This window comes from Fictibacillus gelatini DSM 15865 (assembly GCF_000430745.1).
In the GTDB taxonomy this organism is placed as follows: domain Bacteria; phylum Bacillota; class Bacilli; order Bacillales; family Fictibacillaceae; genus Fictibacillus_A; species Fictibacillus_A gelatini.
Genome location: NZ_AUMP01000025.1, coordinates 23,368 through 37,191 on the forward strand (window position 1 = coordinate 23,368; position 13,824 = coordinate 37,191).

At 42.7% G+C, this 13,824-nt stretch carries 14 protein-coding genes; 5 read left to right on the plus strand and 9 right to left on the minus strand.

What is annotated here, in order from left to right; translation table 11 throughout:
* Nucleotides 1-35 precede the first annotated feature (35 nt).
* On the minus strand, nucleotides 36-926 hold the full coding sequence (locus H538_RS0112960) for a nitrilase-related carbon-nitrogen hydrolase (protein ID WP_026677971.1): 891 nt from the start codon (nucleotides 924-926) through the stop codon (nucleotides 36-38).
* Nucleotides 927-1,425: 499 nt separating this feature from the next.
* On the opposite strand from H538_RS0112960, the gene H538_RS0112965 reads away from it, so the two are divergent.
* From H538_RS0112965 to H538_RS25585, 3 genes are read left to right on the plus strand one after another with little or no spacing between them, the layout of a single operon-like run.
* Nucleotides 1,426-1,788, plus strand: a complete 363-nt coding sequence (locus H538_RS0112965; RefSeq protein WP_026677972.1) for a CidA/LrgA family protein — start codon at nucleotides 1,426-1,428, stop codon at nucleotides 1,786-1,788.
* On the plus strand, nucleotides 1,785-2,477 hold the full coding sequence (locus H538_RS0112970; protein WP_026677973.1) for an LrgB family protein: 693 nt from the start codon (nucleotides 1,785-1,787) through the stop codon (nucleotides 2,475-2,477). The genes H538_RS0112965 and H538_RS0112970 overlap by 4 nt, the downstream gene beginning before the upstream one ends.
* 43 nt (nucleotides 2,478-2,520) lie before the next feature.
* Nucleotides 2,521-2,691 carry a Fur-regulated basic protein FbpA gene (locus H538_RS25585; protein ID WP_081412657.1) on the plus strand — a complete coding sequence of 57 codons (171 nt, stop codon included), beginning with the start codon at nucleotides 2,521-2,523 and terminating at the stop codon, nucleotides 2,689-2,691.
* Between the two features lie 52 nt (nucleotides 2,692-2,743).
* Here H538_RS25585 and H538_RS0112980 read toward each other — a convergent pair whose 3' ends face one another.
* The 4 genes from H538_RS0112980 to purU form a co-directional block, all read right to left on the minus strand.
* The gene (locus H538_RS0112980; protein WP_026677974.1) at nucleotides 2,744-4,003 is read right to left on the minus strand and encodes a M20 family metallo-hydrolase; all 1,260 of its coding nucleotides are present in this window, start codon (nucleotides 4,001-4,003) and stop codon (nucleotides 2,744-2,746) included.
* Nucleotides 4,004-4,402: 399 nt separating this feature from the next.
* The gene (locus H538_RS23850; RefSeq protein WP_154657976.1) at nucleotides 4,403-5,956 is read right to left on the minus strand and encodes a PucR family transcriptional regulator; all 1,554 of its coding nucleotides are present in this window, start codon (nucleotides 5,954-5,956) and stop codon (nucleotides 4,403-4,405) included.
* Nucleotides 5,957-6,050: 94 nt separating this feature from the next.
* Nucleotides 6,051-6,200, minus strand: a complete 150-nt coding sequence (locus tag H538_RS26135; RefSeq protein ID WP_154657977.1) for a hypothetical protein — start codon at nucleotides 6,198-6,200, stop codon at nucleotides 6,051-6,053.
* Between the two features lie 100 nt (nucleotides 6,201-6,300).
* Nucleotides 6,301-7,152 (minus strand): formyltetrahydrofolate deformylase, encoded by an 852-nt coding sequence (purU, locus tag H538_RS23855; protein WP_051291476.1) that lies wholly within the window; start codon nucleotides 7,150-7,152, stop codon nucleotides 6,301-6,303.
* A gap of 339 nt (nucleotides 7,153-7,491) precedes the next feature.
* Between purU and H538_RS0113000 the strand changes: the two genes are divergently transcribed.
* Complete coding sequence (locus tag H538_RS0113000; RefSeq protein WP_026677975.1) at nucleotides 7,492-8,847, plus strand: arsenic transporter; 1,356 nt, start codon at nucleotides 7,492-7,494, stop codon at nucleotides 8,845-8,847.
* Nucleotides 8,848-9,104: 257 nt separating this feature from the next.
* A complete protein-coding gene (locus tag H538_RS0113005) occupies nucleotides 9,105-9,791 on the plus strand; it encodes a hypothetical protein (RefSeq protein WP_035350828.1) in 687 nt (228 codons plus the stop codon).
* Between the two features lie 169 nt (nucleotides 9,792-9,960).
* Here the strand turns inward: H538_RS0113005 and H538_RS0113010 are convergent, their stop codons facing one another.
* The 4 genes from H538_RS0113010 to H538_RS0113025 all read right to left on the minus strand — a co-directional run bounded on the left by H538_RS0113010 (nucleotide 9,961) and on the right by H538_RS0113025 (nucleotide 13,812).
* Nucleotides 9,961-10,809: a VOC family protein gene (locus H538_RS0113010; RefSeq protein WP_026677977.1), complete on the minus strand. Its 849-nt coding sequence runs from the start codon at nucleotides 10,807-10,809 to the stop codon at nucleotides 9,961-9,963.
* Between the two features lie 221 nt (nucleotides 10,810-11,030).
* Entirely contained in the window at nucleotides 11,031-11,285 is a 255-nt protein-coding gene (locus tag H538_RS0113015; protein ID WP_026677978.1) for a GlsB/YeaQ/YmgE family stress response membrane protein, read from the minus strand.
* Between the two features lie 189 nt (nucleotides 11,286-11,474).
* On the minus strand, nucleotides 11,475-12,722 hold the full coding sequence (locus H538_RS0113020; protein ID WP_026677979.1) for a dihydrolipoamide acetyltransferase family protein: 1,248 nt from the start codon (nucleotides 12,720-12,722) through the stop codon (nucleotides 11,475-11,477).
* Nucleotides 12,723-12,777: 55 nt separating this feature from the next.
* Nucleotides 12,778-13,812: an alpha-ketoacid dehydrogenase subunit beta gene (locus tag H538_RS0113025; protein ID WP_026677980.1), complete on the minus strand. Its 1,035-nt coding sequence runs from the start codon at nucleotides 13,810-13,812 to the stop codon at nucleotides 12,778-12,780.
* Nucleotides 13,813-13,824: the final 12 nt, after the last annotated feature.

Genomic DNA, 13,824 nt, shown 5'->3' on the forward strand with positions numbered 1-13,824 from the left:
CCCCGGAGTGCAAGTATTCTTGCCCATGGAAAAACCTATGGAAGAAGTGCCTGTATTTCCTGATACGTTTCCGGACGCCTGTCTCGGAAAAACTGCCATGTGTTGCGCACTTCGCGTATGAGATTCTTGTCCATTTCACCGATGATTACTTCATCCTTGTCGCGGCTGCCGATCGCGACCAAATTCCCCCTCGGGTCACACAAATATGACTGACCGTAAAATTCCCCCATATTCCACGGCGCTTCAACACCGACACGGTTAATAGCAGCAATATAATAACCGTTTGCGACAGCGTGGGCGGGCTGCTCCAGCTTCCATAAATATTCGGAAAGCCCCGCCACCGTTGCCGACGGGTTAAATACAATCTCGGCGCCACCCAGGCCAAGCAATCTTGCTCCTTCCGGGAAGTGCCGGTCATAGCAAATATAGACTCCGATTTTCGCAAAGGCGGTATCAAACACCGGATAACCCAGGTTTCCCGGCTTAAAATAATATTTTTCCCAAAAGCCGTGCCCTTCAGTTCCTACTTCAACTTGCGGGATATGGTGTTTGCGGTACTTTCCGAGATAGGATCCATCCGCGTCAATGACCGCAGCTGTGTTGTAGTATGTGGCAATGCCTTCTTTTTCGTAGATTGGCAACACAATGACCGCACCAAGCTCACGGGCGAGCGCCTGGAAGCGGCTTGTCGTCGGTCCGTTTGGAATTTCTTCTGCGGCATCGTACCACTTTGGATTTTGTTCCGTGCAAAAATATGGCCCATAAAAAATTTCTTGCAGGCAAATGATTTGCGCCCCTTTTTCAGCCGCTTCGCGGACAAGCTTTACGTGCTTTTCAATCGCCTTTTCCTTATGGACATGAACCGGCTCATTGCCATCTACATCATTTGACGCTTGAATAAGACCAATTCTCACACAACTGGACATCAAATCTCCCCTTTATATATGGATTTAGGCATGAAAAAGCAGGATGAATGGTGAGTGTACGAAAAATAAAACGAAATGACTGTAGTTTACTAAGGAAGGATATGTGCGAGTAAACAAGAGTAGACGTCTTTTACATTAAAAAAGAGCATGATATAGGCAGGAAAATGCAATAAAGGATCGAGAGTTGAACGGCTTCACCTCCACGATAATAAGTCTTGAACGAGAACTAAAACCCCACACTAATAATCTGAATATTTCTACTATACCACCTTTCCAACCGGCTTGCATTATACAGTCTGTCAAATCGTCCATCTTTTTCATTTGACATTTTGTTAATATAGAAATCTCTGAACTTTATGTCAGCATTTTTGACATCATTTTTTTATTTCTGAAATTCTATGTAAGATTTCCTTACAAACATAAAGATGATCGATCGTATGTTTATTAAACTGAGGATGAAGCTTCAAAGAGAACACATCAATGAAGGCGGTGATCCTTATTGTTACGGACCATTACTCAGTTTTTCGTTCTTTTAGCCACACTCTTCATCGGAAATTCGATCGCGGGCTTTTTCCGCCTTTCTTTCCCCGGAAGCATTATCGGCATGTTCCTTCTTTTATTTTTACTGCGAACTGGCCTTGTTAAAATAAATTGGGTTTCTACTGCCGCCAATCTCCATTTAAAGCACATGGCTGTTTTATTTATTCCAGCGATCATTGGCGTTTTTTTCAGGTTGGATTTACTGGAAGGCCTTGGCTGGAAACTGATCTTGATTTTAGCAATAAGCTGCTTGCTAAGTTTGTTCGGGGTCGGTTTTGCCGCTGAATTCTATGAAAAATTGACAAAGGGGAGAAGAAAATGACGATGGCGTTGATCGGTCATTCATTGTTCAGCACGTTTATTACAGGTGCGAGCTATTTACTCAGTTTACAACTATTCTATCGGCTGAAAAAGTTATGGCTTAATCCTCTATATACAGCAACTATCCTTCTTGCGCTGCTGCTCGCTTTTTTGAAAGTAGATTATTCAACTTATTCTAACGGCACAAGCATCTTTTCCATTCTTCAAGGAACGGCAGTTGTTTCAATGGCTATTCCCCTTTATTTGCAATGGCCCGTATTAAAAAAGCACTCCCTTAAAATCAGCTTCAGCATTGCCATAGGAAGTTTCTCAGGAATGGCGTTTATCTGGTTAACGACGAAAGCTTTGCTGATTAAAACAGATATTATCGCTTCGCTCATGCCAAAATCAGCGACCCTTCCAGTTGCATTGTCTGTTTCTGAGTCGCTTGGAGGAAAACCAACTTTAACGGTCCTTTTCGTATTGCTATCCGCTCTCTTTTCACTCATACTCGGTCCGAGCTTTTTTAACTGGGTAAACATCAAAAGCGATTTTGCCAAAAGTTTGTCGCTTGGGGCATGCGCACAGGCTCTTGGAGTCAACAAAGCCTTTCAATGGGGAGAAGAAGCTGGAGCCATCGGAAGCGTCGGCATGACCACATCCGCTGTTCTTATCTCGTTTCTTATTCCGCTCTTCGCCTTTATCATCTAAAAAATTCCCTGCGTAAGCTTTAATAGCGAAAGGGGTGAACTTTATGGGGAATCTTTTTAGAAATGCAATCGAAAAAAAGAAGCAATATTACATCCATCAGTTAATCTCTTCAGGGCATTATCAAAAATCAGATCAGCATCTATATCAATTGACATTAAGCGAGCTAGAGCATTTTTATAAATTGTTGCAAGCTTCAAATAAAGCGAATCGATAAAATAAGTCAGGGGCATGCTCTTTTTTGGCCCCTGCCTTTATCGATTATGCATTTATTTATTTCGAGCGATTTGCAGCGCTGTTCTGTACAAAAGTTCTGTTCCAAGCGCGAGATCTTCCGGCGATGAAAATTCCGCCGGATTGTGGCTGATTCCGTCTTTTGAGCGGACAAAGATCATGCCGTAATCGCAAGCATACGACATGGCGAGCGCATCATGAAATGGGCCGCTCATTAATTCTGGCGTCTCTATGCCCATGTTCGCTCCTTCTTGATGGATAATCTTTTTGATCCAATCAGCACAATATCGCGGTTCGCTGTTTGTATCTTCTCGAATTTCAAATGTCAGACCATATTTATCGGCAATGTCTTCGATTTCCCGGCGCAGTTTCTGTTCATATTGATCGCGGCGCCTTAAGTCGATGTCGCGCAGATCGACCGTAAAGGCGACTTCTTCCGGAATGATGTTTCTTGAGTTAGGAAACACTTGCATATTCCCGACCGTACCGACCGTTGGCGTATCGGGATCCTGCTGTACCATTTGATTGAGGAAGAGAATGATCTCCGCCGCACCTAAAAGCGCATCTTGCCTCATATTCATCGGCACTGAACCGGCATGGCCGGCAAATCCTTTCAGCTTGACCGTCCACCAGAGCGGGCCGGAAATCCCTGAAACAACACCAACCGGTTGATTGGCTCGATCAAGAACCGGGCCTTGCTCGATATGCAGTTCAAGGAAACAGTGAATGCTTCCTTGTTCATATTGAGATTCCGAAAACTTTGCCGGGTCGCAGCCAAAATCTCTTAACGCTTGTTCCCTCGTTATCCCTTCTTGATCTTTTCTTTGCAAGTCGCTTTCTTCAAGCTGCCCCGTGATTCCTTTGGATCCGAAAAGGCCTTTGTTAAAGCGCCAGCCTTCTTCATCGCAAAACGAAACGACTTCAATTGGACGTTCCGGAATGATTCCCTGTTCCTTTAACGTTGCGGCCACTTCAATTCCGCCGAGCACGCCAGCGGTTCCGTCATAGCGGCCGCCATATGGCTGAGAATCAAGATGGGATCCGATCATCAGCACAGGGGCATCCGGGTTCTTTCCTTCATAACGGCCGATTAAATTGCCGAAATGATCGATTCGGACACTCATTCCTGCTTCTTCCATCCAGCCTCTTGCCACATTAAACGCTTCTTTTTCAACCTCTGATAAAGCCGGACGGCACACGCCCGTTTCTCCAATTTTCCCAATTTGGCCCATAATTTCAAAGCGTTTCTTTAATCGTTCCGCATTGATTTGCAGTTGCTGAACGTTCAACTTTATGTCTCTCCTTTCTTTTTTCCAATCTTAACTGAATACTAGATAATAAATGAGGTATGGTGTATCAGGTGGCCGAAGTTCTTTAAGCTGACTTATGTGGTCTTTCAGCCAAATCGTGTGTGCTCCGGATAATAAATAACGAGGATAAAAAAACTGCGACAAACTCAATTCCAATGAGGAGATTTTTGCATGACATCATTTTATGCGGATAATCTGGTTTACACCACGTACTTTCGGCAGCCCACTTGAATTTTCCTGCTTAATTATTCTATTTTTTTGCAAGTATATTTACTATATTTAAAATTTCATATTTCAGCTTATTTATTTGAATATGTGTATGCATTTAGATAGAACAGTTAAAAGCTTAAGCGTGGCCATACAACAGCCACGCTTAGTTGTTTCTCAGGCAAGGTACTCATAGGCCATTATGGCAAATTCCAACGCCTGTCGTTTCTCCGGTTCCATAAAATCTTTTCCAAGCAATTCTTCAAGCTTTTTTATTCGGTGGTATAAAGTTTGCCGCACGATAAACAAGCTCGTCGCGGTTTCTTGCTTAGAGCCATTGCAGGCAAGGTATGCCTTTAACGTCTCCATTAAGTTCGAATTGTTTTTTTTATCATTCTCTATAATCGGTTGCAAGTAATCCGAAATCATTTCCTCAAGCTCGCTTGCAGGCAACCTCGCAATGACCCGGTACATATGTAAATCTTCATAAAGAACCCCCACTCTGTCTTTCCCCATTTTCTTTTGGACTTGAATGGTTTCTCCTGCCGTTTGATAACTGATGTGAAATTCGCTCAGCCGCTTTATCCGTTTTCCGACCCCGATAAAAAGAAGTGGAACCTTTTTATTGTTTTTCACTTGCGCAAGCCCCGATTCCAGCCTTTTCTTGTATGTTTTTTCTTCCCGTTGGTCAATCATTAAAAAAATGAGTTCATTTCGTTTGGAGAATGTAAAAAGAAAAAACCCATGCTGTTCAAAAATGGATCGGAACAAAATTTGAAAATATGTATACTGCATTGGATCAGAAAATTCCCCGAGCTGGCAAATAGATACGGCTCCCCCGCTGTTCGTTAGCTTGACCCCCACTTCCGAAATATAGCGCTTAATTTCTTCATCGGAATGCCTTCCTTCGAGCCAATCTTGAATCCAGCCCGTTTCTTTTGCCCTTCTTTTTTCTTCGACAAATAACTCCCGCAATAGTTCATTTGCTAAAGCCGTTGCGCTACGGTCGATAAACAATGCATCCGATTCACTGACATCAGCCGATTTTGAAACGATGATCAGTTCCGCAAATTGGTGGTCAAACGCCTGAATGGGCTGTTTGATGATTCGCTGGCAATCCGCCGGAACATCCTGAATGAGCCGGACCGTTTCTTCTTTTTCACTTTCGCTTAGTTCCGGAACAAAGCGGAATTTTTCGTTGCATTTATAGATCACTTGCATGCCTAGCGTTGCATGAAGCAATTGTAAAATGTTTGTTTGCGCGTTCGGCCCAAGAAGAAACTGATTCAATTTTTGCGAATAACTTTCAAGTTCCGTCACCATCTTATAATGCTGCTCCATCATATAAGAGTGCAAATCATGCGTAATATCAATAAAACGGACTTCTTCATAAAACACGATAAGGGGAAAGTCATGGGTGTCGGCAAGGCTTTTGATTTCCTCGGGAATCACAGAAAGATAAGTCCCCAATTCAATGCACAAGGCTGATACGTTATGGTCGATCAATTGCTGCAAAAAGGTGTAAAAGTCTTTTTTGTTCTCTTTCCAAGCAACACCTGTTGTTAAAATTAGTTCTTGTCCATTTAAGAGTTTTCCGATGTGGGTGACTTCCATAACGTGAGCCCATTTGACAATACGGTTTAACCCTTTTTTTCCGGCGATCACTTTCGCTTTTTGAAACGTATTTCTCTTGAGACAATCGTTCACGGTTAATTTCAAATGAAGAACCACGCGGCCGGCACCTCTATCCCGTCATTCATTTTATGATAATTTACAATACTTTTATTTTACTATAATTTGTTGTCCGAAATCTATGCGCGACTCTTTATAAAGGCTCATTTGCCATATATAGCGCGCTTTTTCGATTTTCAAGGTATTTCATCGGCTGTTCTTCTCTTATTTTATAAACATCAGATAGATGAATAGAAGTTACGATAAGCTCTTCGTTATTTCCTGCTTTTTGTGAACAACCCACCACTCTTGTTACATTTTGAAAAGGGAGACTTCTTTCAAAACATGTTAAAAGTATAGAAAAAATCCGTCCAAACTAAACAGGGACGGATTTTTTATTTTATTTAGCGAAAGACTACTGTTTTATTTCCATGTACCAGCACTTTGTCATGCAAGTGCCACTGTACCGCCCGGGCGAGCACCATCCGCTCCACGTCCCGTCCGACCCGCTTTAAGTCCTGGATTTCATGGCGGTGGTCGACCCGCTCGACATCTTGTTCGATGATCGGACCTTGATCCAATTCTTCCGTTACATAATGGGCGGTTGCGCCAATAATCTTAACGCCCCGCTCATACGCCTGGTTATACGGCTTTCCTCCTACGAATGCCGGAAGAAAAGAATGGTGGATATTGATGATTTGATTTTTATACTGGTCAATCATGCTTTTCGGGATAATTTGCATATATCGTGCCAGAATAATGGTGTCAACGTCCGCTTTTTCTAGCAATTCCAGATGTTTGACCGCTGACTCTTCGCGGTTGTCTTTCGTTGTCGGCACGTGATAATACGGAATTTCAAAAGGAGCGACAATCGTTTCCATATCAGGATGGTTGCTGATGACCATCTTAATGTCCGCCGCCATCTCCCCGATCCGCCAGCGCCATAGTAAATCTTGCAGGCAGTGGTCTTCTTTAGAGACAAAGATCGCCACCTTCTTCTTTTCATCAGCGCTTGTGATTCGCCAATCCATTGTAAACTCGTTTGCCACTTCCGCAAATTGTTCCCGCAATGTTTCTATCTTGTTCTTCAGCCCATCAAGCTGAAATTCGATCCGCATAAAAAAAAGGCCGCCTTCTGGATCAGTTGTATGTTGATCCGAGTGGACAATATTCGCTCCTTGCTCGGACAAAAATTGTGAGACAGCTGCAACAATGCCGGGACGATCGTTGCAAGAAACTAATAACCTTCCTACCATAAACTTTCTCTCCTATCCATCGCCGGAATACAATCCCTTCGATTGTTCCCCGGGAAAAAACATATGTTTATCCAATGGAAACAGTATATACAAGTATGCCCGTTATAGCAACAATAAAATGCAATTGGTAAAACCTACTTTAATATCACAAATAGATTCATCTCATTTTAGATTAAATATACTAGACTATTATCCTTGAGAGACAAACATACATTTTAGAAGAATTAAATGATTATCCAGTTCCTTCTAAATAAGGGTGAATATAATTATAGGGGATAGGACATGTAGGGTTAGATGTCTCTATGTCCTATTCCATTTGATTATGAAGGGAGAATATAAATGACTTTCAGTGTCGGCATAGCAATCGTTGTTTTTTTGATGACTATGTTAGTCATTTTTTGGAGACCGGGCGGTTTAAATGAAGCATGGCCGGCATCCATTGGAGCAGGAATTATATTGCTGACAGGTCTTGTAACACATAAAGATATTACGGACATTATCAGTAAAATCGGCGGGGCATCCATCACGATTATGGCGACCATCGTCATGGCCGTTATATTGGAAAGCTTTGGTTTTTTCCACTGGGCGGCAGCGCGGCTGGCAAGTATGTCAAAAGGTTCAGGCTATCGTCTATACTGGTACATCCAGTTGCTTTGCTTTTTGATGACCCTTTTATTTAATAATGATGGCAGCATCTTGATTACAACTCCGATTTTAATTTTACTCCTCAAAAATCTTCAATTAAAGCCGCATCAACAAATCCCATATCTTTTAACAGGGGCACTTACCGCTACAGCTTCGAGCGCTCCCATCGGGGTAAGCAACATCGTTAACTTAATCGCATTAAAGATCGTCCACATGACGCTATATATGCATACGGCAATGATGTTCATACCAGCATCGCTAGGATTGTTGTTCATGTCCTGGTTGATGTACGTTATGGTGAGAAAGAAACTGCCGAAAAAGCTGCCAAATTCAGCGTTTGACATTGAGCATATATTCTTTACAAAAAACTTCCATCCGCTAAAAGGGCAAATTTCAGTGGAAACGAAGCGGCAACGAACCAAATTCATGTTGAAAATCTTGCTGTTTGTTTTCATCATGCGCTGTTCCCTCTTTGTTGCTTCTTTTCTATCCATTCCAATTGAGTTTGTCGCAGTGCTCGGATCAATTGTTTTGCTTATGTGGAGATGGTACCACTTACGAATCAACCCTATTGATATTGTAAAAAAGACGCCGTGGCACATTTTGATTTTCGCTTTCTCCATGTATGTTATTATTTACGGCCTTCACAACGCAGGCTTAACAACGCTCCTTTTAGAAGTATGCGAGCCAATCGTCAAGCAGGGATTATTTCAAGCAAGCTTTATCATGGGCGGATTAGTCTCCGTTTTATCTAACTTTTTTAATAATCATCCGGCCTTATTGATCGGAACCCTTACATTGACGGAAATGCACCTGAATCTCATTACGCTAAAAACAATGTATCTCGCAAGCATTATCGGAAGCGATATCGGGTCATTGCTGCTGCCCATCGGGACGCTTGCCTCGTTAATGTGGATGTTCATCTTAAGAAAAAACAATATTAAAGTGAAATGGAAAGATTATTTGAACATATCGCTTATTGTCATTCCGTTAACCGTATTTGTCACATTGTTTTTGTTGTATAACTGGATCCAAATCGTCTTCTCTTAAAAGAAGAACTTTCTTTTTGATGAAACCTTTGCACGAAATATGGTGACGAGTCGATGCCCTATTTTTCATTTGATGGTAAAATTCTGCCGGAATAAAAAAGAGCCTTTCGTCCACAGACGAAAGACTCTTGAAAGATTTCCCAAACGGGAGGATTTTTAAACAATTTATACTTTTATTATATTGAACGACAAATCATATGGTGATTTTGAAAATAGAAAATGGTATGTTTTTTAAAATTATTGAAAAGAGGGTTATTTATGAGCAATGCCAAAAATGAATATGAGCACTTAAAAGGAAAGATTCTCGAAATTGAAGTCTCAGGGAAAAACTTCATCATCGGAAAATTGCTGGACTACGGCCCCGACATTTTTGTCATCCACAACGGAAAAGACTTTTTATATGTGCCATCGATTCATTTACAACGAATACAAGTTGCGGATGAAATAGCCGAGTCGTCAAGCGGTGTTGACTTTCAGCATTTAGCGATTGATTATTCCGAAGAATCTCCCATTTCTTTAAGGAAAATATTAATGAATGCCAAAGGACAATTTGTCCAGGTGTATGTAACCGGAAATAAATCCATCCACGGTTATGTGACAAACATCATGAATGATTATTTTGTATTTTATTCCCCCATTTATAAAACGACGTTTATTTCACTACAACATTTAAAATGGCTCATTCCTTACCGCGAAAACCACACACCCTATTCATTAAATGATGAAATGCTGCCTGTCCGGCCAGCTACCGTCCCTTTATCACGAACATTTGAAGAGCAATGCAAAAGGATGCAAAATAACCTGGTTGTTTTTGATTTAGGAGAGAATACAAAGAAAATAGGGCTTCTAAAAGATGTAGTAAACAACAAAATAAAACTGGTCAGCGCGAGAGGAGAAACCGTTTACTGGAACTTGCAACATTTGAAAACCCTTCATACGCCTTAAGCTTTTATGTAAAAGATCGGAATCGGCAATTCGCCGATTCCTGTTTTGTTTTGGCATTTTTTAGAGATTGGCTGATAAATTTTTGAAAGTGGCTGATATTTAACAAAAAGCGGCTGATAAATATCTTAAAGTGGCTGATATCCAAACACAAAAAGTTGAAATCGGTTCTTTATATATCCAGTCGGATCCGGTTTCCTGAAGGATCCTCGGTCAGGCAACTACCATTTTCCTCTTCTACAGGAGCTCCTATCGCCTCTAACCGTTCAATTGCACCTGCCCTTGCCTCTAGAGAGGGGTAAACAAGGTTAAAGCATTTCAATCCAACGCTGTTTTCCAATGGCGCGGGAGCCCCAGCCCCGTTCCATGTATTAAGCCCGATGTGATGATGGTAACTCCCGGTTGATATAAAGAGCGCATGGCTGCCATATCTGCTTACGACGTTAAAGCCAAGAGCTTTGCAATAAAATTCTTCCGCTTTCGATAAATCGGAAACGTGCAAATGAATGTGACCCATTAATGTGCCGGCAGGAAGCCCTTTCCATTCTCCTGTTCCTTCAGAAAGAAGGTTTTCCGCATTCAGCGGTTCGGTCGCCATAATGACTTCGCTATTTTTCCAGTTCCATTTGGAAGAAGGCCGATCCGCGTAAATCTCAATCCCGTTCCCATCCGGGTCAGCCAAATAAATCGCTTCACTTACAAGATGGTCCGACGCTCCTTGAAGGGGATAACCGGTATTAATTAAATGGTTCAATGCATTGGCTAAATCAGAACGTTCGGGCAAAAGCAGGGCAAAATGATAAAGCCCCGTTGTGCGTGGCTGTTTTGGAATTACATTCTCCGGTTGTTCAATTGTCAGGAGCGCTGTTTTGCCGTCGGTTGTCAACACAGCTTTTCTTTCCGCTTGTTGAAGTACTTTAAAGCCGATTACTTTTTGATAAAATGCAAGTGACCGTTCTAAATTGGCCACTTTTAAATAAACTTGCCCCACAAATGTATTAGGTGCTCGATGAAAGTTCATTCTATTCCTCCTGCTAAACTTGGTGGCAATCGGCGGCCCTTATATGATATTTTCTTATCATTTACGCCAATCGCATGATTTATTTAATTTCCCCAACACGAACATTATTGTTAGTTAGTTACTTTATGTAAGTTATTTTATTTTTGTTATTATAATTTGTCAAGCACCTGCAAACTAAAAAAGAGATCATTTTCTAAGAATGATCTCTACATCTCTATCGTTTAAAACCGGCCTCGTGAGTTTCTTAAAACCAGCCCTGCGATAAAGACGATAATGATGGCGCCTAATAAAGCGGGAACAATGTGAAAACCTTCTATGACTGGCCCAATTGGCCCTAAGACTTCTGAACCGAGCCATGCACCAAGGAAACCGGCGATAATATTTCCGAGAATTCCTCCTGGCATATCACGCCCGATCAGAATGCTTCCGAGCCAACCAATAATGCCTCCGACAATAATCATCCAAATCAATTCCATAAGTGCCCTCTCCCCTCTTTTAAGTGATCAAATGGTACTCGAAGTTCCCCTATATTCTTATTTCTTTAGTCTATTCACTCATGAGGAGTTCCGTTATAGCTCCACTCAAAATTGCTTTCGCAAAGAGAGAGGTGCCGACTCCATTTTAAAAGCCGATTGCGTATCGAAACAATCGGCTTTTGCCATGGTCTAGTAAACAACCATCCGGTATGGGTTCTCTAAATACATCTTAATGGTCGATAAAAATTCGCTTGCAGGCGCTCCATCTATTGCACGATGGTCAAACGTCAAACTGAGGGGCAGTGAATGGCAAGGCTTCAATTCTTGGCCGACGTAAGCTGGTGCAGTCGTAATCGTCCCGACTCCAAGAATTCCGACCTCTGGGGGATTTAACACTGGCGTAAAGAATTCGACGCCATAAGCCCCCAATGTTGTAATCGTAAACGTTGATCCCTCCATTTCATCTCTGCTTAAAGTTTGTGATCTTGCTTTTTCGCTGAGTTGGCGTATTTTCTCCGAAAGTCGGCCAATGGGTAATTCCTCAGCGTTCATAACGACAGGAACGACAAGTCCTCCGTCTATGGCAACCGCTATTCCGAGATGAACGCCTTCATATGTGTAAATTCGATTATCTTTATATAAACTGTTCATGCGCTCATGTTTCTGAAGTGCCAAAATGGCAGCCCTTGCAACAAAGTCAGTTACAGTTAATTTCACCCGTTCCCCGGCTTCTTGCATGGAAGCTCTCATTTTTTTTTGCAAATCAAGTAATTCTGTAACATCGGCCCGCATTTGAATCGTCAATTGGGCGCTCTCCTTGAGACTGTCAAACATTCTTTTTGCAATAACCTTTCTTATCCCCGCTACAGGATGGATGGTAACTCCATTCTTCCACGTTTCTTGCCTCTCTTGATCTATATTTTTTATAGCTTGATTGTCTTCTTCTTTATTTCTTTCCTTGCTGTCCCTTATTTTTATGGCCCTCTCAATATCAGATCTCGTCACCCTTCCCTGCGGCCCCGTGCCTGTTATATCCTTAACATCTATGCCAGAGGCTCTCGCAAGTTTCCGGGCTGCGGGCGAAATGCGCGGCTTCACATGAAGATCAGGCAACTTTCGTTCGATTTTCGGTATGCTTTCAACGGCTGAAGCGGTTTCTTGCGCGCCAGGACTTGTTTCCCCCGTATCGATTGTTTCGCCAATCTGCCCGATAAAGCCGATCGCCTTGCCGACTTCCACTGTTTCGTCTTGTTCAGCGGAAATTTCCAGCAATATGCCATCATCCGGGGCTTCAATGTCCTTTTCAATTTTTTCGGAACTGATGACGACGACCGTCTCTCCTTTTGTTACCGATTCTCCTTTCTTTTTCACCCATTCGACAATCGTCCCTTCTTCCATGCTCATTCCGAGTTTTGGCATAATGATTTCAGTTGGCATGACGCCACACTCCCCCTTTCGATCTTTAAATCAGTAACTTTTTTTCTAATCTCCATCAAACAGCAACAATCGTTTCATCGCCAATGATTTCAGCAACCGCTTGCAAGACTTTTTCAGGCGTGGGCAAATAGAGATCTTCTAAAACGGGGGAAAATGGCACCGGGCAATGTGGGCCGGTAATCATTTTGATCGGAGCATCTAAATTATCAAATCCCTTATCCGCCACAAGCGCTGAAATATCGGTTGCCGCGCTGCACCTTGGGGTCGCTTCATCAATGACGATAAGCCTGTTCGTTTTCGCAACGGACGTCAATATGGTTTCCTCGTCAAGTGGCGACAAGCTTCTTGGATCGATCACTTCCGCTTCGATCCCTTTTTTCGTCAGCATTTCAGCTGCTTTAAGCGCCGTATGGACTTGTTTTCCTATAGCGACAATAGTGAGATCGGTTCCTTTCCTTTTCACATCCGCTTTTCCGATCGGTATCGAATAAAATCCGTCCTCCACTTCCCCTTTTACGTTATAAAGTGTTTTATCTTCGAAAAAGATGACCGGGTCGTCATCAAAAACTGCTGAAAGCAAAAGCCCCTTGGCGTCAGCCGGTGTTGACGGGACGACGACTTTCAGCCCGGGAATATGGGTGAAAAGGGCATATAAGCTTTGTGAATGTTGCGCCGCCGCACGAAAGCCTGCTCCGTGCATCGTCCGGATGGTCAAAGGAACTTTCGCCTTTCCCCCGAACATGTAGCGAAGCTTTGCCGCCTGGTTCATTACCTCATCAAGACAGCTGCCAATGAAATCATTGAACATTAGCTCGGCAATTGGCCGCAGTCCGGTTGCCGCCGCTGTTACAGAAGCTCCAATATATCCCGCCTCCGCAATCGGAGTGTCAATGACCCGCTCCCTTCCAAATTGTTGGACAAGCCCTTTCGTGACCCCCATGACCCCGCCCCATGCTTCGTCATCCTGCAAATGATCGACGGCGGCGCCTCCTGCCACATCTTCGCCCATTAAAATGACATTCTCATCACGTTGCATCGCAAGCTTCATCGCTTCATTAACAGCCTGGGAAAACGATAGTTTTCTAGTCATCTTTATACCTCC

What these genes read in the sequence shown, in the direction of transcription:
- H538_RS0113005 (WP_035350828.1), top strand. Translation starts at nt 9,105, where the DNA reads ATGAGCAATGCCAAAAATGAATATGAGCACTTAAAAGGAAAGATTCTC.
- H538_RS0113000 (WP_026677975.1), top strand. Translation starts at nt 7,492, where the DNA reads ATGACTTTCAGTGTCGGCATAGCAATCGTTGTTTTTTTGATGACTATG.
- H538_RS25585 (WP_081412657.1), top strand. Translation starts at nt 2,521, where the DNA reads ATGGGGAATCTTTTTAGAAATGCAATCGAAAAAAAGAAGCAATATTAC.
- H538_RS0113010 (WP_026677977.1), bottom strand. Translation starts at nt 10,809, where the DNA reads ATGAACTTTCATCGAGCACCTAATACATTTGTGGGGCAAGTTTATTTA.
- H538_RS0112960 (WP_026677971.1), bottom strand. Translation starts at nt 926, where the DNA reads ATGTCCAGTTGTGTGAGAATTGGTCTTATTCAAGCGTCAAATGATGTA.
- purU (WP_051291476.1), bottom strand. Translation starts at nt 7,152, where the DNA reads ATGGTAGGAAGGTTATTAGTTTCTTGCAACGATCGTCCCGGCATTGTT.
- H538_RS0113025 (WP_026677980.1), bottom strand. Translation starts at nt 13,812, where the DNA reads ATGACTAGAAAACTATCGTTTTCCCAGGCTGTTAATGAAGCGATGAAG.
- H538_RS0113015 (WP_026677978.1), bottom strand. Translation starts at nt 11,285, where the DNA reads ATGGAATTGATTTGGATGATTATTGTCGGAGGCATTATTGGTTGGCTC.
- H538_RS0112970 (WP_026677973.1), top strand. Translation starts at nt 1,785, where the DNA reads ATGACGATGGCGTTGATCGGTCATTCATTGTTCAGCACGTTTATTACA.
- H538_RS0113020 (WP_026677979.1), bottom strand. Translation starts at nt 12,722, where the DNA reads ATGCCAACTGAAATCATTATGCCAAAACTCGGAATGAGCATGGAAGAA.